Annotated in this window: 16 protein-coding genes; 6 read left to right on the top strand and 10 right to left on the bottom strand. The window is 67.8% G+C overall.

Features of this window, described 5'->3' with window-relative positions; all coding sequences use genetic code 11:
• Positions 1-34: 34 nt before the first annotated feature.
• Both AC6LJ9_RS15030 and purN read right to left on the bottom strand, forming a co-directional pair.
• Positions 35-1,384: an RsmB/NOP family class I SAM-dependent RNA methyltransferase gene (locus tag AC6LJ9_RS15030; RefSeq protein ID WP_498148172.1), complete on the bottom strand. Its 1,350-nt coding sequence runs from the start codon at positions 1,382-1,384 to the stop codon at positions 35-37.
• 991 nt (positions 1,385-2,375) lie between these two features.
• On the bottom strand, positions 2,376-3,041 hold the full coding sequence (gene purN, locus AC6LJ9_RS15025) for a phosphoribosylglycinamide formyltransferase (protein WP_212316093.1): 666 nt from the start codon (positions 3,039-3,041) through the stop codon (positions 2,376-2,378).
• Between the two features lie 169 nt (positions 3,042-3,210).
• Here purN and AC6LJ9_RS15020 point away from each other — a divergent pair, with 169 nt between their 5' ends.
• The 4 genes from AC6LJ9_RS15020 (at position 3,211) to coaBC (ending at position 8,818) form a co-directional block, all read left to right on the top strand.
• Positions 3,211-4,176 carry a bifunctional riboflavin kinase/FAD synthetase gene (locus tag AC6LJ9_RS15020; protein WP_498148170.1) on the top strand — a complete coding sequence of 322 codons (966 nt, stop codon included), beginning with the start codon at positions 3,211-3,213 and terminating at the stop codon, positions 4,174-4,176.
• Positions 4,166-7,027: an isoleucine--tRNA ligase gene (ileS, locus tag AC6LJ9_RS15015; RefSeq protein ID WP_498148169.1), complete on the top strand. Its 2,862-nt coding sequence runs from the start codon at positions 4,166-4,168 to the stop codon at positions 7,025-7,027. The genes AC6LJ9_RS15020 and ileS overlap by 11 nt, the downstream gene beginning before the upstream one ends.
• A 2-nt stretch (positions 7,028-7,029) precedes the next feature.
• Positions 7,030-7,560, top strand: coding sequence for a signal peptidase II (gene lspA, locus AC6LJ9_RS15010; RefSeq protein WP_498148168.1), 531 nt, complete (start codon positions 7,030-7,032; stop codon positions 7,558-7,560).
• Positions 7,561-7,621: 61 nt separating this feature from the next.
• Entirely contained in the window at positions 7,622-8,818 is a 1,197-nt protein-coding gene (coaBC, locus tag AC6LJ9_RS15005; protein ID WP_212316085.1) for a bifunctional phosphopantothenoylcysteine decarboxylase/phosphopantothenate--cysteine ligase CoaBC, read from the top strand.
• A 54-nt stretch (positions 8,819-8,872) separates the two neighbouring features.
• Here the strand turns inward: coaBC and AC6LJ9_RS15000 are convergent, their stop codons facing one another.
• The 4 genes from AC6LJ9_RS15000 to AC6LJ9_RS14985 all read right to left on the bottom strand — a co-directional run bounded on the left by AC6LJ9_RS15000 (position 8,873) and on the right by AC6LJ9_RS14985 (position 12,149).
• The gene (locus AC6LJ9_RS15000; RefSeq protein ID WP_212316083.1) at positions 8,873-9,793 is read right to left on the bottom strand and encodes a DUF1177 domain-containing protein; all 921 of its coding nucleotides are present in this window, start codon (positions 9,791-9,793) and stop codon (positions 8,873-8,875) included.
• Entirely contained in the window at positions 9,790-10,494 is a 705-nt protein-coding gene (pepE, locus tag AC6LJ9_RS14995; protein ID WP_498148167.1) for a dipeptidase PepE, read from the bottom strand. Before pepE ends, AC6LJ9_RS15000 begins: the two co-directional genes overlap by 4 nt.
• Before the next feature lie 103 nt (positions 10,495-10,597).
• Positions 10,598-11,365 (bottom strand): IclR family transcriptional regulator, encoded by a 768-nt coding sequence (locus AC6LJ9_RS14990; RefSeq protein ID WP_212316079.1) that lies wholly within the window; start codon positions 11,363-11,365, stop codon positions 10,598-10,600.
• 151 nt (positions 11,366-11,516) lie between these two features.
• Positions 11,517-12,149, bottom strand: coding sequence for a response regulator (locus tag AC6LJ9_RS14985; RefSeq protein ID WP_103275119.1), 633 nt, complete (start codon positions 12,147-12,149; stop codon positions 11,517-11,519).
• Positions 12,150-12,719: 570 nt separating this feature from the next.
• Here AC6LJ9_RS14985 and AC6LJ9_RS14980 point away from each other — a divergent pair.
• Together AC6LJ9_RS14980 and AC6LJ9_RS14975 are read left to right on the top strand one after the other, a co-directional pair.
• Positions 12,720-14,339, top strand: a complete 1,620-nt coding sequence (locus AC6LJ9_RS14980) for a ShlB/FhaC/HecB family hemolysin secretion/activation protein (RefSeq protein ID WP_498148166.1) — start codon at positions 12,720-12,722, stop codon at positions 14,337-14,339.
• A 73-nt stretch (positions 14,340-14,412) separates the two neighbouring features.
• Positions 14,413-17,556: a two-partner secretion domain-containing protein gene (locus AC6LJ9_RS14975; protein ID WP_498148165.1), complete on the top strand. Its 3,144-nt coding sequence runs from the start codon at positions 14,413-14,415 to the stop codon at positions 17,554-17,556.
• Between the two features lie 230 nt (positions 17,557-17,786).
• On the opposite strand, the gene AC6LJ9_RS14970 is transcribed toward AC6LJ9_RS14975, so the two are convergent.
• Genes AC6LJ9_RS14970 through AC6LJ9_RS14955 form a run of 4 tightly spaced genes read right to left on the bottom strand, consistent with a single transcriptional unit; the run spans position 17,787 to position 22,426 of the window.
• Positions 17,787-18,836 (bottom strand): fimbrial protein, encoded by a 1,050-nt coding sequence (locus AC6LJ9_RS14970; RefSeq protein ID WP_498148164.1) that lies wholly within the window; start codon positions 18,834-18,836, stop codon positions 17,787-17,789.
• 39 nt (positions 18,837-18,875) lie between these two features.
• Positions 18,876-19,052 (bottom strand): hypothetical protein, encoded by a 177-nt coding sequence (locus AC6LJ9_RS14965; protein ID WP_498148163.1) that lies wholly within the window; start codon positions 19,050-19,052, stop codon positions 18,876-18,878.
• A 51-nt stretch (positions 19,053-19,103) separates the two neighbouring features.
• Positions 19,104-19,874 (bottom strand): fimbrial biogenesis chaperone, encoded by a 771-nt coding sequence (locus AC6LJ9_RS14960; RefSeq protein ID WP_498148162.1) that lies wholly within the window; start codon positions 19,872-19,874, stop codon positions 19,104-19,106.
• Positions 19,871-22,426: a fimbria/pilus outer membrane usher protein gene (locus AC6LJ9_RS14955; RefSeq protein ID WP_498148161.1), complete on the bottom strand. Its 2,556-nt coding sequence runs from the start codon at positions 22,424-22,426 to the stop codon at positions 19,871-19,873. The genes AC6LJ9_RS14960 and AC6LJ9_RS14955 overlap by 4 nt, the downstream gene beginning before the upstream one ends.
• Between the last annotated feature and the right edge of the window lie 52 nt (positions 22,427-22,478).

Below are 22,478 nucleotides of genomic sequence, written 5' to 3'. Positions count from 1 at the left end.
AGCCGGGGCGCTGCTGATCGAAGACCACCCGGACTCAGGCGGTTTCGCTGGCTGCCGAATCCGTCTGCACGCCGGCATCCAGGCCGGCCTCCAGCGAAGCGTCGTCCATCTCGCCCTCGGCCTCGATGGCCGGCGATTCAGCATCCTGTTCCGCCTTCGCGCCCGCCTTCTTGCGCTCGAACACGGCGGCGAAGAAGCCGTCGGTGCCGTGCAGGTCGGGCCGCAGTTGCACGTACGGCCCTTCCAGCTTCAGGTTCTCGCAACGTCCGGCCAGGATGGCGGCGGCGTCCAGGCGCTCGAACTCGGGATGGCTGGCCAGGAAGCGCTCGGCCTGGACCTCGTTTTCCTCGGCCAGCAGGCTGCAGGTGGCGTAGACCAGCCGCCCGCCCGGCGCCACGCAGCGCGCGGCGCTGTTCAGGATGCGCTCCTGCAACTGGCCCAGCTCGGCCAGCGCCTCGGGGTGCTGGCGCCATTTCAGGTCGGGATTGCGGCGCAGAGTGCCGATGCCGCTGCACGGCGCGTCGACCAGCACGCGCTGGGCCTTGCCTGCCAGGCGCTTGATGCGGGTGTCGTTCTCGCTGTCGATGGCCACCGGCACCACGTTGGACAAGCCGCTGCGGGCAAAGCGCGGTTTAGCGCGCGACAGGCGCGCGGCCGACACGTCGAAGGCGTAGAGCCTGCCGGTCGAGCGCATCAGCGCGCCCAGCAGCAGCGTCTTGCCGCCCGCGCCGGCGCAGAAGTCGATGATCATCTCGCCGCGCCGCGGCGCCACCAGCAGGGCCAGCAGCTGGCTGCCCTCGTCCTGCACCTCGATGCTGCCGTTCTCGAACTGGGCCCAGCGGTTGATGGCCGGACGGCCCTCCATGCGGATGCCCCAGGGCGAATACGGCATGGCGACCGGCTCGTAGCGACCGGCGCTCTGCTGCAGCTCGACCAGCATGGCGTCGCGCTCGGCCTTGAGCGGATTGACGCGCAGGTCCAGGCTGGCCTGGCGGTTCAGCGCTTCGATCAGCGCGTCCGGGCTGTCCATGGCGGACAAGCGCTCGTCCAGCCAGTCGGGAATGCTGCCCCGCACCGCGCGCGGCAGCGTGGCCGGATCGATGCGCGACACGCGCTGCAGCCATTCGGCCTCGGCCGCGTCCAGGCCCTCGGCCAGTTCCTGCGCGCCCAGCGTGGCGGCCAGGCCCAGGATGGCCAGACGGCGCGAGGCCGGGCCGACGCCGCTTTCACCGTACTGGCGATAGCGCCGCAGATGCCGCAGCACGTCGTAGACGGCTTCGGCGACTTCGGAACGGTCGCGGGCGCCCAGGCCCGGATGGCCGCGCAACCAGTGCGACAGGGCCGCGTCCGCCGGGTAGGTCCATTGCAGGATCTCGCCCAGCACGCGCTGCACCTGGTCGATACGGATGGCGGCATAAGGCTGGCGCGGACGCGAAGGCTGCGACGCACGGCCCTGCCCGCCGCGCGGGCCGCCGTGGCCGGACGCCGGACGGGAATCCTGACCCTGGCGTCCATCGCGGCGCTCGGCGCCCGGACGGCCATCACGTTCGCTGCGGAAATCGCGGTCGTCGCGGCCGCCGTCGAAACGGGGGCCTTGGCGATTCTGGCCGCTCGGCCCGTCCTGATAGGCGCGCTGGCCGTGGCGTTCATCGCCCCGACCGGCATGGCCCTGCTCGCGACGCCCGTCGAAACGGCCATCGCGGCGATCGTCCCGGGCGTATTCCGGGCGTCCCTGCGAACGGCTGTCGCGGCTGTTGTAGTTGTATTCACCACGGCGATCCTGCTGGCGATCGTCACGGCCAGGCTCCCGGCGGCCGTCCTGGCGAGCGCCGCCGGCATATTCCCGGCGCCCTTCCTGACGATCATCGCGGGAGTATTCCCGGCGTCCTTCCTGGCCGCGCGGAGCCTCGCGCCGGCCGGCATCGCCCTGCCGCTCATTGCGACCATAAGCGCGACCACCCTCGCGACCGCCGCCTTGCTCGCGGCGATCCTGGCCGGCGTACTCACGGCGGCCTTCGTGTTCGCGGCGCCCGTCCTGGCGCTCGTCGCGGCCGTATTCGCGGCGGCCGGCGCCCGCCCCTTCGTCCCGACGCCCCGCCGGCGCGTCACGGCGGGCGCGCGGTTCGGCATGGCTGCCACGGCCGCCATCAGGCCCCGAGGCCCGGGCGGGCCGCTCGGAACGCTCGACCGTGGCGCGGGCCTCGCCCTTCGGGCGCGAGAAGAAAGACCGTCCGTCGCGCCCTTCGCCCGCCTTGGCGGCGGCCGGACGGGAACGCGGAGATTGGGGTTTGCTCATGGTGTATTCCAAATAAGGCGGCATCGATCCGCCCTGGTAAATGCAATTGCGGGCCTGATGGCCGGATGATGGCGGGCCGTCAGGCGGCCGGCGACCAGGTGAACAGGCGCTCGGGATCGCCTTGCACGTCCACCCGGTGGTCAGGCGTCAGCGTAACCCGGCCTTCGGCCAGCCAGCGCACGGCGGCCGGAAAAGCACGGTGCTCGACCTCCAGCACGCGGTTGGCCAGCGATTCCGGCGTATCGCCGGCCAGCACCGGCACGCAGCCCTGGGCGATGATGGGGCCGTGGTCCAGCACCGGGGTGACGAAATGCACGGTGCAGCCGTGCACGCGCACGCCCGTGGCCAGCGCCTGGGCATGGGTGTGCAGGCCGGGGAAGGCCGGCAGCAGCGAGGGATGGATATTCACCAGCCGACCCGCGAAATGGTTGACGAAGCCTGGCGTCAGCACGCGCATGAAGCCGGCCAGGATGACGTAATCCGGCGCATGGCGGTCGATTTCCTCGGCCAGCGCGGCGTCGAAGGCCTCGCGGCTGGCGTATTCCTTGTGGTGCAGGGCCGAGGCGGCGATGCCCTGGGCGCGCGCCCAGTCCAGCCCGGCGGCGTCCGGCCGGCTGGCGATGACGGCGACGACCTCGGCCGGCCAGCCCTGGTCGCGACAGGCCTGGACCAGCGCCTGCATGTTGCTGCCGCGCCCCGAGATCAGGATGACCAGGCGGCGCTTGATAAGAGAAGAATCCGGCAAGATAGCGATTTCCGAGAAAAAACCCCGCGCGGCGCTGGGCGCGCATTCCGCTCCGGCGGACCATTTTGCCCAGGAGCGGCGGCGGGTTGGGGACCGTTCCGTCACCCGCCGGCGCAAGAATGCGCGGGGTGCGGACTGATCCTGAATCCAAAATTGTAAACTCTCGTCCGTGAAACCTACGCTGCGCATCCACCGATCCCTGCCCCCGCCCGCTCAACGCGCGCCCAGCGCCTTGACCATCGGCAATTTCGACGGCGTCCATCGCGGACACCAGGCCATGCTCGCGCGCGTCTGCCAGATCGCGCGCGAACGCGGCCTGACGCCCGCCGTGATGACTTTCGAGCCGCATCCGCGGGAGTACTTTGCCGCCCTGAACCGCCGGCCCGAACTGGCGCCCACCCGCATCTCCGGCCTGCGCGACAAGCTGGCCGCGCTGGCCCGCTACGGCATTTCCCAGGTGGTTGTGGAGCGCTTCAATTCCCGGCTGGCCGAAATGTCGGCCAACGCCTTCATAGAGAACCTGCTGGTCCAGGGCCTGCAGACGCGCTGGCTGCTGGTGGGCGAGGACTTCCGCTTCGGCCACAAGCGCAGCGGCGACATCGACCTGCTGCGCGAGGCCGGCCTGCGGCACGGCTTCGAGGTGCAGACCCTGGCCGACGTGACCGACCAGCACGGCCACCGCATTTCCAGCTCCGAGGTCCGCACCGCGCTGGCGGTGGGCGATCTGGACCGCGCGCGCCACCTGCTGGGCCACCCGTTCCATATCAGCGGGCACGTGATCCATGGCCAGAAGCTGGGCCGCACGCTGGGCTTTCCCACGATGAACCTGCGCGTGGCGCCGCGCTGCGCGGCGCGCTCGGGCATCTACGTGGTCCAGGTCTACGGCCTGGGCGACCGCGCCCTGCCGGCCGTGGCCAGCCTGGGCGTGCGCCCGACGGTCGAAGACCATGGCCGGGTCCTGCTGGAGGCCCACCTGCTCGACGAGACCGTCAATGCTTACGGTAAACTCGTGCGAGTCGAATTCCTGCACAAGCTGCGGGACGAAGAAAAATTTCCCGATCTCCCTTCCCTGACTGCCGCCATCGCCGAAGACGCGCGAAACGCGCGCGCCTATTTTGCCGTTCATGGACTATAAAAAATCCCTCAACCTGCCCGACACTCCCTTCCCCATGCGGGGCGACCTCGCCAAGCGCGAGCCCGCCTGGATCACGCAGTGGGAGGAAAACCACGTCTACCAGGCGATCCGCGCCGCCAGCCGCGGCCGTCCGCGCTTCGTGCTGCATGACGGCCCGCCCTACGCGAACGGCGACATCCACATCGGCCACGCGGTCAACAAGATCCTGAAGGACATCATCGTCAAGAGCCGCAACATGGCCGGCTATGACGCGCACTACGTGCCGGGCTGGGACTGCCACGGCATGCCCATCGAGATCCAGATCGAAAAGAAGTACGGCAAGCACCTGCCCGTGGCGGAAGTGCAGTCCAAGGCGCGCGCCTACGCGCTCGAGCAGATCGACCGCCAGCGCAAGGACTTCAAGCGCCTGGGCGTGCTGGGCGAGTGGGACCGCCCCTACATGACCATGAACTTCAGCAATGAGGCCGACGAGATCCGCGCGCTCGGCCGCATTCTGGAAAAAGGCTACGTGTTCCGCGGCCTGAAGCCGGTGAACTGGTGTTTCGACTGTGGCTCGGCGCTGGCCGAGGCCGAGGTCGAATACGCCGACCGCGTCGATCCGGCCGTGGACGTGGCCTTCCCCTTCGCCGACCGTCCGGCGCTGGCCAAGGCCTTCGGCCTGGATTCGGTCGACGATGGCGCCATCGTGATCTGGACCACCACGCCCTGGACCATTCCGTCGAACCAGGCGCTGAACCTGCACCCGGAAATCGAATACGCGCTGGTGCGCGTGTCGCCCGCGCCCGTGTCCGGCCCGCTGTTGCTGATCGCCAAGGACCGCGTCGAGGACTGCCTGAAGCAATGGCAGCTCGAAGGCGAAGTCATCGCCACGGCGCCCGGCGCCGCCCTGTCCGAGATCCGCTTCCGCCACCCGCTGGCCAAGGCCAACCCCGGCTATGACCGCACATCGCCCGTCTACCTGGGCGACTACGTCACGGCCGATTCGGGCACCGGCGTGGTCCACTCGGCGCCGGCCTACGGCATCGAGGACTTCGTGTCGTGCAAGGCGCACGGCATGAAGGACACCGACTTCATCAGCCCTGTCATGGGCGACGGCAAGTACGCCGACAGCCTGCCGCTGTTCGGCGGCCTGTCGATCTGGGACGCGAACCCCAAGATCGTCGAGGCCCTGAAGCTGGCCGGCACGCTGATGCACGTGGAAAAGCACAAGCACAGCTACATGCACTGCTGGCGCCACAAGACTCCCATCATCTACCGCGCCACCAGCCAATGGTTCGCGGGCATGGACGTCGCCCCCAAGGACGGCGGCCCGACGCTGCGCGAATCGGCCCTGGCTGGCATCGACGCCACGGCCTTCTATCCGGCCTGGGGCCGCGCCCGCCTGCACGCCATGATCGCCAACCGCCCCGACTGGACGCTGTCGCGCCAGCGGCAGTGGGGCACGCCCATGGCCTTCTTCGTGCACAAGGAAACCGGCGAGCTGCACCCGCGCACGGTCGAGCTGCTCGAACAGGTGGCGCTGCGCGTCGAACAGGGCGGCATCGAGGCCTGGCAGACGCTGGATCCGCGCGAGCTGCTGGGCGACGAGGCCGACCAGTACGAAAAGAACCGCGACACGCTGGACGTGTGGTTCGATTCGGGCAGCACCCACGCCACCGTGCTGGGCGGCAAGGACGGCGCCTTCGCAGGCTCGCATGGCGCCGAGCTGGCCTGGCCCGCCGACCTCTACCTGGAAGGCTCGGACCAGCACCGCGGCTGGTTCCATTCCTCGCTGCTGACCGGCTGCATGCTCTATGGCCAGCCGCCCTACAAGGCCCTGCTGACTCACGGCTTCGTGGTGGACGGCCAGGGCCGCAAGATGAGCAAGTCCGTGGGCAACGTGATCGCCCCGCAGAAGGTGTCCGATTCGCTCGGCGCCGAAATCCTGCGCCTGTGGGTCGCGTCCACCGACTACTCGGGCGAGCTCTCGATCTCCGACGAGATCCTCAAGCGCGTGGTCGAAGGCTACCGCCGCATCCGCAACACGCTGCGCTTCCTGCTGGCCAACCTGGCCGACTTCGACGCCGTGTCGCAGGCCGTGCCGCATGGCGAGCTGTTCGAGATCGACCGCTACGCGCTGGCCATGACCGCGCAGATGCAGGCCGAGATCAGCGCGCACTACGAGCGCTACGACTTCCACCCGGCCGTGTCGCGCCTGCAGACCTTCTGCTCCGAAGACCTGGGCGCGTTCTACCTGGACATCCTGAAGGACCGCCTGTACACCACGGCGGCCGGCAGCCTGGCGCGCCGTTCGGCGCAGACCGCGCTGCTGGAGATCACCCAGGCGCTGCTCAAGCTGATGGCCCCGATCCTGTCCTTCACCGCCGAAGAGGCCTGGAAGGAACTGGCCGCCTCGGCGCTGAAGAACCAGGCCGACGCCGCGCGCGTCACCATCTTCACCGAGGTCTTCCACAGCCTGCCGCCCTATGCCGACGCCGAGGCCCTGACGGCCAAGTGGGCGCGCCTGCGCGCGATCCGCGCCGAAGTGCAGCGCAAGCTCGAGGAAGTCCGCACGGCCGGCGACATCGGCTCGTCGCTGCATGCCGAAGTGGACCTCTACGCCGCCAGCGCCGACCAGGACCTGCTGGCCAGCCTGGGCGACGACCTGCGCTTCGTGCTGATCGTGTCGCGCGCCACCGTGCATGCCGGCGAGGGTGAAACGCGCATCGAGGTCACGCCGTCCCAGCACAAGAAGTGCGAGCGCTGCTGGCACTGGCGCCTGGACGTGGGCCAGGACGCGGACCACCCCGAGATCTGCGGCCGCTGCGTGTCCAACCTGTTCGGCGCGGGCGAAGCCCGCAACAAGGCCTGAGCATGGCCGGCCCCGTCGACCACGGGACGCCGGACCAGCCGTCCGGCCGCGCCGCTCCGGCGCGGATCGGCGGCTGGCTGGCGCTGGCGCTGTTCATCATCGTCCTGGACCAGCTGACCAAGATCTACTTCAACACCACGTTCCAGTACGGCGAACGGCTGCACCTGCTGCCGTTCTTCGACTTCACGCTGGTCTACAACCGAGGCGCGGCGTTCAGTTTCCTGGCGACCGAGGAAGGCTGGCAGCGCTGGTTCTTCACCGGCCTGGGCTGCGTGGCGGCCGTCGTGATCGTCTGGCTTCTGCGCCGCACCCATGGCCAGCCGCGCTTCAGCCTGGCGCTGGCGCTGATCCTGGGCGGCGCCGTGGGCAACGTGATCGACCGCGTGGTCTACGGCCACGTGGTGGACTTCCTGCTGTTCTACTGGAACGACTGGCAGTTCCCGGCCTTCAACCTGGCGGACGTGGGCATCAGCTGCGGCGCCGTGTTGCTGGTGCTGGACGAACTGCTGCGCTCGCGCAAGCCGCGCGGCTGAGCGCTGTAGAATCAATATCCATTCCTCGACTACGCGGCGCCCACCGCGCCGCTCCCGCCCCATGCTCGACCTCGCCCGCAAACGCATCGTCCTCGGCCTGACCGGGGGCATCGCCTGCTACAAAATCGCCGAGCTGGTGCGGCGCATGACCGAACAAGGCGCCACGGTCGACGTGGTCATGACCGAGGCGGCCACGCACTTCATCACGCCCGTCACCATGCAGGCGCTGTCCGGCCGCCCGGTGTTCGTCGATGCCTGGGACGCGCGCGTGCCCAACAACATGGCGCACATCGACCTGACGCGCGGCGCCGACGCCGTGCTGATCGCGCCGGCCAGCGCCGACTTCATGGCCAAGCTGGCGCACGGCATGGCCGACGACCTGCTGTCCACGCTATGCCTGGCGCGCGCCTGTCCGCTGCTGGTCGCGCCGGCCATGAACCGCGAGATGTGGGCCAACCCGGCCACGCAGCGCAACGTCGAACAGCTGCGCGCCGACGGCATTGCCGTGCTCGGCCCGGCCGCCGGCGAACAGGCCTGCGGCGAGACCGGCGACGGCCGCATGCTGGAAGCGCACGAGCTGCTGACCGACCTGATCGCCTTCTTCCAGCCCAAGCTGCTGGCCGGCCGTCACGTGCTGCTGACCGCCGGTCCGACGTCCGAGCCGGTCGACCCCATCCGCGTACTGAGCAACCGCTCGTCCGGCAAGACCGGCTACGCGCTGGCGCGCGCCGCGCGCGAAGCCGGCGCCCGCGTCACACTGGTCACCGGCGCGACCGCCCTGCCCGTGCCGCGCGGCGTCACGTCGCTGTCCGTGACCACGGCGCGCCAGATGCACGATGCCGTCATGGCCAGCGCCATGGATGCCGACATCTTCATCGCCGTGGCCGCCGTGGCCGACTGGCGAGTGAAGAACGTCAGCGCGCAGAAGCTCAAGAAGACCAGCGAAGGCGGCGGCGCGCCGCAGATGGAATTCGAGCCCAATCCAGACATCCTCGCCGAAGTGGCCAGGCTGGAAGGCGGGCCCTGGTGCGTGGGCTTTGCCGCCGAGACCGAGAAGCTGGCCGAGCACGCCGAGGCCAAGCGCGTGCGCAAGGGCATCCCGCTGCTGGTGGGCAACCTGGCGCAGAAAGTCATGGACGCGGACACCACCGAGCTGGTGTTGTTCGATGCGCAGGGCGTGCATCCCCTGCCCGCCGCCGGCAAGCTGGACGCCGCGCGGCGCCTGATTGCCGAGATCGCGGCGCGCCTGCCGGACTGAGGCCGGCAAGACAGGCGGCTGCCCGGCTACCGGACAGCCGCTACCCCCAGGCGCTCAATCGGGCGCGTTCCCCACCGTCTGCAAATGCGCCAGCGATCCGTAGCGCCGTTGCAGCGCGGCCCATTCCGCTTCGTCGTAGAACTTCAGCGCGCCCTGGCCATAGAGCTTGGCCACCTCGATGCAGAAGCGCATGGCCACGTCAGCGTCGACCGCATTGGTCACGCCCGTGGCGCAGCCGGGCACCGTGGTCTGCGCCGTCAGCGCCACGCCCACCACCGGCGCATCGGTGGCGATTGCCGGTTGCATCAGCGAATTCACATGCCACAGCCCGTTCTCGTAGGGCGTGATGTCCTGCGTCGTCAGGGGCAGCGTCAACGGCAACTCACCGCTCACCCAGCCCAGCAGGTCCAGCATGGTCTCGGGTATGCGCAGCAGATAACCCTGCTTGGCGACCGGCGTCAGCGCGACGCCGCGCTGGTTGACCAGGCGATTGCCGCGCGTGGTGTCGACCGACAGGATCGCGTCCATGCGCGGGTCGACCTCGTGCGCCATCATCTCGCGCATGGGAAAGGGCGAGCGCATCATCGGCACCGGCTGCTGCGGCCGCGTGCCCGCGCGCGGGCAGATATGCGTGCGGATGCGCACCGTGCCGGGCAGCACGTCGCCCTGCGCGGCCATCGCCATGAGCTTGAAGGCGACTGCAATGGCCACCACGGCGCCATCGCTGTCCGACACCAATCCCGTGACCGCCGGACGGGCGCCGATACCGCCCAGGCGGCCCACGATGCCCAGCTGGGGCGCGCTATCGTCCGCGCCCGGAATCACGATGGACAGGAACTCGGTGGCCGCGCCATCCCGCTCCAGCCGCGTGACCGTCACGTCGCAACGGCCGGCCGCGCGCAAACGCCCGGCGACCGCCTCGCCCGTGACATGCGCGGACGACAACAGCTCGATGGCGTCGATAGCCTGTTTCACGCGGGCAGCTCCAGCGCGCCCGGCGCGTAGACGCGCGGCTCCTGCTGCCCCTGGAACAACGGCGCCTCGTGCGGTCCGAGCAGCGTGACGGCATCGCCGCGCACGCGCAGCGCCGAGCCTTCAGGCAGCCCCAGCACCGGCATGGACGGATTCAGCACGCAGAACTCGGCCAGGCGCTGGGCCCGCGTTTCGCCGCGATGGCCGGGAGGATGGGCGTTGGTGTAATGCGGATTGATCTGGAACGACAACAGCCCCAGCGCGTCGAAACCTTCCGGATCGACGATGGGCATGTCGTTGGTCGTGCAGATGCTCGGGCAGGCCAGGTTCGAACCGGCGCTCCAGCCCAGATAGGGCGTGCCCAGGCGCACGCGCCGCGCCACGGCGTCGAGCAGGCCCTGGCGCCGCAGCTGTCCCAGCAGATTGAAGGTATTGCCGCCGCCCACGATGATCAGCGCGGCGTTTTCCAGCGCCGCCAGCGGGTCCGCCGCGCGGTGCAACGGCTGCACGTCCAGGCCGGTATCGGCCAGCGCGGCGCCGACCATGGCGGCGTAGTCATCCCAGCTGCGGGTCACGCCGGCAAACGGCACGAACACGGCGGGCGCGCCGGCCGGCAGGCCCGCGATCAATTCGCGGATGTCGGCCAGGGCATGCACCAGATAGCCGGCGTCGCTGCTGGAATTGCTGAGAAGCAGAAGATTCATGGAAAGGTTCCGTGGTGATGAAGGTCCGGATATCCGGAATGCGATGACTGGAATGCCGCGGACTCGGCGCGCGGCAAGATGGCGGGAAGGCGCGTGTCCGTCGTCAGCCCTGCCAGAATGGATCATTGAGTTCACGGCCCAGCGCGCCGACCAGTTCCAGCACCGCCTCGCGCAGTTGCGCCACGCGCGCGGCATCGGCCTGGAACGACACGAACGACAGGCACAGGCCGCGCAGCTCACCCGAGAGCGGATCGCGCACGGCGGCCGCCACGGCGCCGATGCCGGGCATGGCCTGGTCGATCGCCACGGCGCAGCGCTCGGCGCGCGTCCGGGCCACGCGCTCGGCCAGCTCGCCGACGCTGCCGGGGCAATCACGTCCCTCCATGGGCAGGTGCAGGACCGGATTGGCGCCGTACAAGGTCGTGAATTCGGCGTCGCTCAGGCGCGACAGCAGGGCCCTGCCCATGGCCGTGCCCGACGCGGCGCGGCGCGATCCGGGCGGTGACAGCACCTGCACCGGATGCGAGCCGTCCAGGCGTTGCAGCACCACCGTCTCGCGCTGGTTCAGCGTCGACAGATAGGCCGTCAGGCCGGAACGCTCGGAAAGCCGGGCCAGCACCTTGCGACAAGCGGAGTCCAGTGGACGGCCGGCCATGCCGGCCCGCGCCGCCATCGACAGCATGAGGCCCGGGCGATAGCGGCGGGAAGAAGCGTCCTGATCCAGCAAGCCATGGCGCTGCATCTGGTTGAGCAGGCGCGAAGTGGTGCTTTTGGGCAATGACAGGCGGGTCGCGACGTCAGTGAAGCTCAGTTCGGCCGCGCCTTCGGCGTAAAGCGACAGTACGCGTTGAACGCCGTCGAGGATGCTCATGCAAGTTCCTTATAAAAGAACAAGCATAGTGCAGCCGGAAAGCGTGGGTCAAGCCGGAACGGACGCCGACTCACGAGGGCCAGGGGGAAAGACGCCAGAAAACCCGGCGCGACCACGTCGCGCCGGTGAAAAGAGGCGCACGCAGCGGAACTCAGACTCCGCCGGTGTACATCTTGATCAGGTCCACGTCGCGGCTCACGCCCAGCTTGCGCATGGCGCTGCGCTTCTGGGTGCTGACGGTCTGCACGCTGCGGTGCAGCCGCTCGGCGATTTCGGTGATGGTGCTGCCGGCGCAGAACAGGCGGACGATTTCGGCCTCGCGCGGCGTCAGCCGGTTGGGTTCGGCCACCATCATGCTGTTGAGCAGCATGTCCTTGATGGTCGGCGAGTAATACTGCCGGCCGCCATGCGCGGCATGCACCGCGTCGACCAGATGCGTCAGCGAGTCGGACTTGCTGACCACGCCCGACGTGCCCTGCTTGACGATCGCCAGCAGCAGTGCGGGATTGTCGACCATGGTGTACAGCACCAGCCGCAACTCGCGATAGCGGCGCCGCAGATGAGACAACAACACCAGGCCATCGCCATACCGGCCGCCGGGCATGTTGTAGTCGAGTACCTGCACGTCGCAGGGATGCTGGTCCAGCAAGGCGACCAGTTCGGTGGAATCGTTTGCCTGCCCGATGATGCGCAGCGACGGATTGCGCTCCAGTTCCATCGCCACGCCGAGAAGCACCACCGGGTGATCATCGGCAACCGCTACTTGTATGCTGAGATCGGACACCGCACCTCCCGCTCATCTGGATCGCAAGACAGGAACGCCGCGCGGTTGCGCACGCCCTTTTCCTGCATGGTGCGAAGAATTCTAAACGACGGGATTCAGCGCAAAGCTTGGCTACATGCCGGTTTCCAGGGCATGGCCATCTTGTCACCCACTCGCGGATTGCTTCGGACAAGCGCGAGACCCACGGCTGGCAACGGCTCTCGGGGAACTCGTCATACAAGCCTCTGCCAATGAGCCGCAGGTGTGTTTCGTATTAGTCAAAACCAGAATTCGAATAAATACTAAATCTTCCTGTCGAGCCGCTACCTATAGTTCCCTCACCCGCAATCCTGCGTTGCGGAATGCGTATTCATAGGCTCCGCCGCCATATCGCTCACCGGCCGGCAAGAACAGGAACCGCGGCCTCCGCGGCTAGACCACGTGCAGTCGCTATACAAGAATGTCCCGGCGGCAACTCCGCCGCATGCAGTGCCCCCATCGATGGCCGCCCGGGCGCCCGGCCGCAATCCCGATCACATATCGACATCGCGCGCGTGGGCGGCCTGCCTGCTACTGTGCGCGGCCGTGCCCATGGCGGCACACGCGCAGGTGCCCGACGCCGGACGCAGCCTGCGCGAGATCGAATCGACGCGGCCCGAATTCGCGCCCCTGCCCGATCAGGCGCCGCTGGACGACTCGGCGGCGCGGCCCGCGCCGACGCCATCCAGCGATCCCGATGGCGGCGCACGGCTGCATGTGCGCGCCTTCCGGCTGCAGGGCAATCTCCACGTCGACACCGCCGCGCTGCAGGCGCAGCTTGCCGACCTGAACGGCAGCGAGCAGGACCTGGCCGGCCTGCGCGCCGCCGCCGACCGCATCACGCGCTACTACCACGACCAGGGCTACCTGCTTGCGCGCGCCTATCTTCCGCCGCAGGAAATCCGCGACGGCGTGGTCGACATCGCCGTGCAGGAAGGCGTGTACGACGAGATCCAGCTCGACAACCGCTCACGCGTCAGCGACGCCGTGCTGCGCCGAGGGCTGTCCGTGCTGCGGCCCGGCGATCCGGTGCACATCGACAATCTGGAAAGCCGCCTGCTGCGCCTGGGCGACCTGCCCGGCGCCGCGGTGCAAGGCACGCTGCGCGCGGGCGCGCACCCAGGCTCCAGCACGCTGCTGGTCGACGCGGCGCCCACGCCGCTGGCCACCGGCAGCATCGACGCCGACAACTTCGGCGGCTACTACACCGGCGAATACCGCCTGGGCGGCAGCCTGGACCTGAACAGTCCGCTGCGCCTGGGCGACCAGCTCAGCCTGCGCCTGCTGACCAGCGACCGCAAGCAGCGCTACTACTACGCCGCCTACCAGGCGCCGGTCGGCCCCGCCCTCACCCGCCTGGGCCTGAACGTGTCCAACATGCGCTATGCGCTGGGTCGCGACTTTGAACTCCTCGAAGCGCATGGCAGCGCGCGCACCACCGGCATCTTCCTTCAACAACCCCTGATCACCGGCCGCCATTTCCGCCTGGAAGCGCGCCTGCAATACGAAGACCGCCAGCTGCGCGACGACATGGACCTGTTCTCGCTGCGCCAGGCCAAGCGCATCCGCCTGGGCACAGCCTCGCTGTCGGCCAACGGCGAGGACAGCCTGTTCGGCGGCGGCCGCAGCGCCGCCTACATTTCCTACAGCCATGGTTCCCTGCGCCTGGAAACCGAAGCCCAGCGCATCCGCGACCGCGCGCTGAACCGCAGCGCGGGCGGCTTCGGCAAGCTCAACCTCACCCTGCTGCGCCTGCAGCACCTGTACGGCCCCTTCACGCTGTACGGGCAGATCAGCGCCCAGCGCGCCACCAAGAACCTCGACAGCTCCGAACAGTTCAGCCTGGGGGGCCCCTACGGCGTGCGCGCCTACGCCAACGGCTCGAGCAGCGGCGACTCGGGCTGGCAGGCCTCGCTTGAATTGCGCTACGTGCCCATGGCGGGCCTGCAGTTCGCGGCCTTCGCCGACGCGGGCCGGGTCCAGCTCAGCCAACGCCCCTGGACCGACGAACGCAACCAGAGGCGGCTTTCCGCCGCCGGCCTGAGCATCACGCAGGCCGGCCCGTCGCATCAGGTCATGGCCGCGATGGCCTGGCCCATCCAGCGCGAAAACGAACAGAACGGCCCCAAGCAAGAACCGCGCTTCTGGCTACGCGCCACGCGCTACTTCTGACCGGCCGCCCCCGAGTGCTGCAGCACCGTGCCACGCAGAATCCGGCACGTAATCCAACCCCAGAAGGAATCCCATGAACAAGACTCATACAGTGATATGGAACGCCAGCAAGGCATGCTGGACCGTGGCCAGCGAATGCGCCCGCCGCCGTGGGAAATCCGGCGTCTCCGGCGCCCGCGCGGTGCTGGCCGCCGTCGCGGCCGCCGGACTGAGCGCCCTGGCGCCGCAGGCCCTGGCCGCGCCCACCAACGGCACGGTCACGCACGGCAGCGCCTTCATCTGGCAGGACAATCCCGGCAACGTCGCCGGCCGGCCCACGAACACCGTCATCAGCCAGACCACGTCCAAGGCCGTCATCAACTGGAACACCTTCGACGTGGCCGGCAATGAATCCGTCACGTTCAACCATATGGATCCCAGCCATATGACGCTGAACAACATCACGGGCCTGGTCCCCTCCAACATCGCGGGCGCGATCAACGCCGTCGGCAAGGTCTTCCTGGTCAACCCGAACGGCATCGTTTTCAACAACACCGCGCGGGTCAACGTGGGCAGCCTGGTCGCCTCGACGCATGCCACCGACCCCATCGCGTTCTTCAACAACACCAGCGGCGTCTTCAACTTCGAGGCGCCAGCCGGCCAGAACAACATGGTCAACAACCTGGGCCACATCACCTCCAACTCTGGCGGGGACATCGTGCTGCTGGGCCATCGGGCGCGTAACGGCGGGAGCATCCAGACCAACGGTGGCTCCGTCGCGCTCGGCGGGGCCGGCTCCTTCACGCTGCGGCTTGGCAATGGCCCGCTCAGCCTGAGCGCGAATACCAGCGGCCTGTTCGCCGACGCCCAGAACACGGCTGCGGGCACGATCCAGGCGAACGGCGGACAGGCCCTGTTGATGGCCCGCGACTCGCGGCCGGCCAGCCCGCTGCAAGCGGTGGTGAACAATGCCGGCCTCATCGAGGCCGGCACGCTACAGGCCCGCCAAGGCAGGATCGTGCTTGATGGCGGCTCCGGCACGGTGCTGGCGGGAGGCCGAATGTCGGCCAGCGCCCTTGGCACTTACGGAGACGGCGGTTCGGTCTCGATCCGAGGCGGACACGTGAGCGTGCTGGCGGGCGCCCAGGTGGACACGCGCGCGAGCAATGGCAACACCGGCACGCTGGATATCCGCGGCGACGCGCTCAAGGTGAGCGAGTCCGCCGCCATCACGGGCAACATCCTGGCCAGCACGCTGGCGAATGCCTTGAACACAACGAACGTCAGCCTGGCCAGCAATGCCGGCGACGTCGAAGTGAACGCGCCGGTAAGCTGGAGCAGCGGCCACGCGCTGACGCTGAATGCAAGCCACGGCGGCGGCGGCAAGGTCGTGATCAACGGCGCCCTGACAGCCAGCGGCGCGGGCACCTCCCTGAATCTGTCGGCAGACCGACTGATCGACATCTCGCAGCGGATCACCCTGAGCGGCGTGTCCAACCAGATCCACCTGCGCACGACCCAGTCCGGCACGCCCGGCCTCGCGCCAACCGCCAATTACGTGCTGAGCGGTCCCGCCGGCCAGGCCGCGATCAGCCTGTCGGGCGCCAATCCGCTGTTCACGTCCAACGGACTGCGCCATATGGTGATCCAGAACCTGGCGCAACTGAACGCCGTCAACGGCAACGTGTCCGGCTACTACGTGCTGGGCTCGGACATCCGAGGCGCGGGCACGGTGCTGTCCATCGGCGCCGGTCAAGGCGGCTTCAAGGGGCTGTTCGATGGGCTGGGCAACAAGCTGGTCAATCTGGCAGTCCAGAATCCGGACAGCGTCGCCGGCCTGTTCAGCGAGTCCTCGGGCACGCTGCGCAATCTCATCCTGGACAACGTTTCGGGCACGGGTTCGCGACACATATACAGCGGCACCTTGATCGGCACCAACACGGGCACCATCTCCAACGTCCACATCGTCAACGGCCGGCGCTCCGGCTCTGAAATCGAGAACGGCGCTTTAGGCGGCATGGTAGGGTTCAATAATGGCGGCACCATTGAACGATCCAGCTACTCGGGCAACGTCAACACCTCGTCGCAAGTCTATAACGCGGGCGGGCTGGTAGGCCTGAACGTGAACGGCACCATCCGGGACAGCAGCAGCCAGGGGTCGGTTAACGACTACGCCGGCCACGGCTCCAACGTCGCCCATCTCGGTGGACTTGTCGGCATCAACCGGAATGGCGTGATCATCAACTCCTCCAGCACGGCCTCGGTCACGACCAAACAACAGAGCAACATCGGCGGCCTGGTCGGCACCAACTCCGGCCAGATCATCGCCAGCACCAGCAACGGCCGCGTCTCCAACACATGGGGCGGAAACGTCGGCGGACTGGTGGGTGAAAACACAGGCATGATTCTCGACTCCTCGCAAGCCGACGGCGAAGTCCAGGGGGCCGGCCTGGCCTCGGTGGGCGGACTGGTCGGCTTGAACGGCAACGGCGGCACGATCAACCGGGCGACCAGCAGCAGCGCCAGGGTATACCTGTCCGGCACGACCGCCAGCGTGGGCGGACTGGTGGGCATGAACGCGGCCGGAGCAACGATCAGCAATAGCGAGGCCCTGGGCAAGGATGTCCACGCCACCTCCGCCACCGGCGTGCGGGTCGGCGGCCTGGCTGGCGTCAACGACGGCGATATCCAGCAGAGCGCCGCCCGTGTGCGCGAGGTCAAGGGCGGGGGTAGCGCCTCCGCCGGCGGGCTGGTCGGCCGCAACACCGGCAACATCTTCGCGTCTGAGTCCGCGACGCTGCTGACGGAAAGCGGGAACAACAGCCATGCGGGCGGACTGGTCGGCTACAACGAGGGCAACGTCATGGCCGCGGTGTCCACGAGCCGCGTCGCCGCCGGCAGCTATTCGAACGTCGGCGGACTGGTCGGAACCAACGGCCTGCCGGCCAAGGTCTATCACTCGGAATCGTCGGGTGTCCTGGCAGGCAAAACGGGGTGCTCCGCCAACAACACCAACTGCTCTTGGACTTCCGGACAAGTCACCATGGGCGGCCTGGTCGGCCTGAATCGCGGTCTTGTTTCCGGATCATCCAGCAGCAGCTCGTTCCACGTCTACGATGCCGCCAAGACCGGCGGACTGGTGGGCATGAACCAGGGCCGCATGGAATACAACACGGCGCTGGGCGCTGCCGCGCTGCTTCGCCCGGCGGGCGTCAATCAAGGCATCATCGAGCCTTGACCTGACAGAGGCGGGCAACGGGGCCGGTCCGCATATCGCCGGCCCTGCGGCCAAGCCCGGATCCCCTGGAGGAGGATCCGCGAACGCCGCGCCGATGCGTCGATCCCCGCACAGCAGTCAGCTGTGCGGGGATCTTCTTTTGTGGGACGGAAAGCAATAAAGCCCGAATTCGGCCGACATCAAGACATCGGACTACGGGCGATGCCCTGGCGTATGCTTGCGCACCGCGATCAGTCGTAGCGCACCTGGAAGCGCACGCTGCTATTGGCCGGACCGGGTGTCACGCCCTGGCCTTCGTGATCGGTGCGCACATAGTGCGCCGCCAATTCCAGAGTCGTCGTCTCGCCATCCTGCAGCGTCCCATACTGCGGAAACTGTATATAGGGTCCGGCTTCCGGCGCGTCGCCGATGTTCACCTCCTTGCCGGGATCGTCGCGCCGCGTCAGCACGATGCCGAGATTCCTGGCATGGTTGATGTCGCTCTGATCCAGCCGCAGCACATTGGGCCAGCCGGGCACCTTGCCCTGGAAGCCCGGAGAAAACGATATCTTGGGCTTGGCCCGCGCCGCGCAGTTGCTCAGCGAGATGTCGAACGGCACGCTGCCGGCCCGGTCGCCTCGCCCGGGAAAACTGCCGCGGGTCACGGGTCCCATGGGCACTTCCCTGCCGCTGCCCTGATAGCTGGCATCCACGGCGCACACCGCCGTCACGACCGGCGGCGTCGTGCCGCCCCCGCTGATGAGTTGATCGATATTGAAGTCGAAGCTGGTATTGCAAGAAGGATCCGTGATCGGCCCCAGGTCCGTGCCCTCGGCAGCGGGCTGCGATTTCACTTGCACGATCTTGAAACGCATGCTGGCGCCCTGGTACGCCGTCGCCATTCCCGTCACGGGGAATGCGCCGATTCCAGGCAAGACATCGGAACCCATCTTCACCAGCTCCACGCGCAGGCCTATCAGTAATAAATATGGGGTCATTTGCATATTGGCCGGCATGATCAGCTGATCAATATTGCGGACCGCGCGGATCGCCGTCGTCGCCTGCACCTCGTTGGCACTGTCCCCGGGCGCGGCTCGCAACCGGATCCCTATTCCTGAAACGTTCGTAGGAAAGATGGTGCTGCCGTCCGGCCTGACCCCGGTCCACGTCGCTCCGGCCGCCAGGTAGTACCTGTTCTTGTCCGTCGTCGAGTCTACCGGCACCACCGTGGCGCTGGACGTCAACGTGACCGACCTGACGGCCAATACGGTGCCGTCCGGGATGACCTGGCTGCCGCCCACATTGCCGATCTGCGGAGGAATCCAAGCGCCCCCCGAGGTCTAGCCGGCGCCGAACGACTCGATTCTGCATGTTGTCGCGCGCGCCGACACGTTCTGGGCCCAGGCATCGACAGCAGGCAACGCGACACCGCCCGCCAGCAACAGCCCGACCAGCAGCCGGCTGGCCGGCCCCTCTTGTGGCGCGCGGGTCGGGCGATGAAACAGACGGTGGAACATGGTTTCTCCTTCTAGCTATGCCCGGCCGGCCACGAGGCCAGCCGATGGCGCTCAATCGACGCGCGCGAACTCGGCCTGGGCGCTGCCGCGCTTGGCCGCCCCAAAGTCGTCCACCGACTCATAATCCAGCGACAGCCCGCCCTGATCGCGCGGCGCGGGCCAGCGTCCCACGAAGGACGCGGACGACAGGGGCGGGACGGTCACTCCCGCCAGGCCATCCCCCTGGCTGCCGCGCACTTTCAGCGTCCGGAACGTGACGCTGTAGGGAGTGGGGTTTTCCGCCAACACGCGCATCGAACCGTTGCCGGCATCGCGCCAGGTCCAGCGCAGCTTGCCCGGCGCATCGCTTGCCTTTCCTTGCAGGCCCTCGGGCCGGAACAAGACCTTCATCGACAGGTGCAGTTGCAGGCGCAGGCTGTTCTGCTCGTCGCTCACGACCGGCACTTCCAGGAAGTTCACCCAGAACAGGGACTCGCGATCCTTGGGCAAGGACTCGCCGGTATAGCGCAACTGCACCGCCTTGCGTTCGTTCGGCTCCAGGCGCAGGAGCGGCGGCGTCAACACGAACGGCACCTTCAGCCGCGCCAGATCGTTGGCGTCCCGCGCCTCGCCCCGGTCCAGCCAGGACTGCACCAGGATCGGCTCGGCGCCGATATTGCCGACATAGACGCTGATTGCCTTTTCACGGGCGGGATAGACGAAGCGCGTGCCATCGACGGACATGTCCGCACGGGCGGCGCCGGCCAGCCCGATCCATGCCGCCACGATCGCCATGCCGGCCAAGCCCGCGTGGCGCAGTGCGAGAATGCGCCGGCCGATCATGGCTTCAGCCCCGCCACCGGCATCGGGCCGGCGGGTGATGCCGGCTCCGGCTGGCAGACGCTCTCGACCACATCGAAGCCGCTCTGGCCGCGCTCGCGCTCGGACAGCGCGTAGTCGATGCGGCAGCGCTGGTCGGCTTTCGATCCCCAACGCACGCTGACGCGGCCTTCATCCTTGCGCACGCGCATGACGATGCGGCTGCCCTGGCCAACGCTGCCGATCACCTCGCCATCCTCGAGATCGTAGACCTCGGCGCCGAATGGCAGCGGAGCGCCATCTCGCTGTTTGCCGTCGACCAGTACGGGCCTGGACCGGCGGGTGGGATAGGACAGCAGCACCACCGCGCCGGCGCGCGGCGCCACGGTACGCATATTGCTCAGCAGCTCTACGTCGTCGGCCATGTCGGCGGAATCCAGTTCCACGCTGTTGCTTCGATACGGCATCAGATAGGGCACCAGGCCATAGCCCCGCCCATCGATGCGGCTGTTGCGGTCGCGGGTGGTCCGCGCGTCCTTGGCGTCCGGTGCATGCAGCAGGCCGATGGTATCGCCCAGGACCGGCGCCAGCGTGACCCCGCCCGCGTGGGCCAGCACGTTGCCCGAGGCGCGCAGGCTGGTCTGCCGATAGTCGCGCCCCTGCGAGATGCTGGCGCCTACCTGGGCCAGGCTGCCCAGGTAGTCCAGGTTGCCGTTGGCCGATGAGATGCCCGAGCGGCTGTTGTAGCTGGTGCCGAGCGAATAGTTGAACAGCGAGTCCTCGCCGGCCGATCCGCCCACGCTCAGGCCGGAATTCGTGCCGCCCGCGCCGCTATGGCTGGTGTAGCTGTTGAGCAGGGGCGCGTCGTAGGTCTTGCCCAAGGGAATGTTCAGGTTAAGGGTGACCGTGGTCTCGCGTTCGCGTCCCAGCGAATACAAGCCGCCGTTGACGGTGCTGCGTTGCACGTTCAACGCGTAGGAAACGCGGCCCCAGTTGTTGTAGTAGCCGCCGCCAAAATTGATGTTGCGGCCCGCGCGCTTCCAGTACTGGATCGCCGAGCCATTCAGGTAAAAGGAGCCCAGCCTGTCACCGAGCGACTGGTTGATATTGACATCGATACGATTGCGCAGCCGGCCGCCGGCATCGTAGTAGCGATCGGACTTCGGGATGTTGCGCTGGGCGACGGCTTCGTTGAAGCCGACGAAGCCGCTGGTCGAATAGCGATATGCCAGCACCGAGAAATTCGTGCCCGTCTCGGGCAGATTCTTGCTGTATGACAATCGATAGCTGGAGCCCGATGACTTTTCATTGGCCAGCTTGGCGGTCGCCGCCGTGATGTCACCGGCCAACGCGCCCCATTCGGTATTGAGCACCGCGCCCAGCAACACCGAACGATAGTTGCCGCTGAGCGCCAGCCCCCCGTAGGCCGTGACCAGATTGCTCAGGCCGCGCCGCACCAGGCCTTCGAACACCGCCGGCCCGCCGCTGCGGTAGCCCGAGGCCATGGCCTGCCCCAGCGACATCGAGTAACGCGTTTCGCCGGACTTCAACAGCTCGACGGTCGTGGCAAAAGGCACGGTGAAGCGGCGCGTTTCGCCATTGGCCTCGACGACGCGCACCTCCAGGTCGCCGCCATAGCTGGCCGCCTGCAGATCCTCGATGACGAACGGTCCCGCCGCGACCGTGGTTTCATGGACCAGGAAACCACGCTGATAGACGCTGACCGTGGCATTGGTCTGGGCGGTGCCGCGTATGGTCGGCACGTAGTTGCGCCGTTCGTCGGGCAGCATGCGTTCGTCGCTGGCCACGCGCACGCCGCGAAACGAAACCGGGTCGAAATACCGCCCATCGGAAGATGTCTCGCCCAACAGCAGTTCGGATTTCCAGGACGGGATGCCGGTCACCGCGTACAGCCGGCCCCGTTGATAGCGCGAACCTTCGCGCGATCCCCAAGCCACCGAGCCATCGTGCCGGACGCGCCAGGAGGCGACGTTTAGCCCGGCGCTCAAGCCCAGGTAGCCTCGGTCGTCGGAACGTCCGCCGCGCACGTACTGTGAATAGTAATTGCCGGTATAGCCCAGCCGCGCGGCGGTGATGCCGCTGTCCGACAGGGCCGGATCCACATAGATGCTGGCGCGTCTCGTACCCAGGTAGATGGTGGGCACGGTCAATAACAACTGCTGTTCCGCCGCGTCGAACCTGACCTGCGTGCCGGGCACATGGCTTGCCAGATCGCCGCAATAGGGCGTGTCTCCCAGCACGGGACGCCCCTGCTCGACGGCCTGACGTTCGAGCTTTTCCATGTCGAACCCCGAGCTGCGCAACAGTTCGGCGGTGTAGCAAGGTGCCGCGCCCTCTTGATCCACGTCGCGGAACTCAACGAAAGAGGCCCCACGCCAGTTGCCATTCACCAACACATCGACGCGATACTGGCCGGGCAATACGGCGTTGGGCTTTTCGAAACGGGAAAGATCGACGGAATCGCCCGAGACGCCGCGCAACAACATATTGGAATCGAACTGCACGTACTGCTTGGATTTACCCTGCGCCTGCGCATCCGCCACAATGGCCAACATGCAAAGGCCCGCCATCCAGACCCGCCGTTGCCGCGACTTGCGCCTGTTTCCA

Source organism: Achromobacter sp. 1011811831 (assembly GCF_059760905.1).
This window is presented reverse-complemented; position numbering and strand designations above follow the sequence as displayed.

What these genes read in the sequence shown, in the direction of transcription:
- ileS (WP_498148169.1), top strand. Translation starts at nt 4,166, where the DNA reads ATGGACTATAAAAAATCCCTCAACCTGCCCGACACTCCCTTCCCCATG.
- lspA (WP_498148168.1), top strand. Translation starts at nt 7,030, where the DNA reads ATGGCCGGCCCCGTCGACCACGGGACGCCGGACCAGCCGTCCGGCCGC.
- coaBC (WP_212316085.1), top strand. Translation starts at nt 7,622, where the DNA reads ATGCTCGACCTCGCCCGCAAACGCATCGTCCTCGGCCTGACCGGGGGC.
- pepE (WP_498148167.1), bottom strand. Translation starts at nt 10,494, where the DNA reads ATGAATCTTCTGCTTCTCAGCAATTCCAGCAGCGACGCCGGCTATCTG.
- AC6LJ9_RS14990 (WP_212316079.1), bottom strand. Translation starts at nt 11,365, where the DNA reads ATGAGCATCCTCGACGGCGTTCAACGCGTACTGTCGCTTTACGCCGAA.
- AC6LJ9_RS14980 (WP_498148166.1), top strand. Translation starts at nt 12,720, where the DNA reads ATGGCGGCACACGCGCAGGTGCCCGACGCCGGACGCAGCCTGCGCGAG.
- AC6LJ9_RS14975 (WP_498148165.1), top strand. Translation starts at nt 14,413, where the DNA reads ATGAACAAGACTCATACAGTGATATGGAACGCCAGCAAGGCATGCTGG.
- AC6LJ9_RS14965 (WP_498148163.1), bottom strand. Translation starts at nt 19,052, where the DNA reads ATGTTCCACCGTCTGTTTCATCGCCCGACCCGCGCGCCACAAGAGGGG.
- AC6LJ9_RS14960 (WP_498148162.1), bottom strand. Translation starts at nt 19,874, where the DNA reads ATGATCGGCCGGCGCATTCTCGCACTGCGCCACGCGGGCTTGGCCGGC.
- AC6LJ9_RS14955 (WP_498148161.1), bottom strand. Translation starts at nt 22,426, where the DNA reads ATGTTGGCCATTGTGGCGGATGCGCAGGCGCAGGGTAAATCCAAGCAG.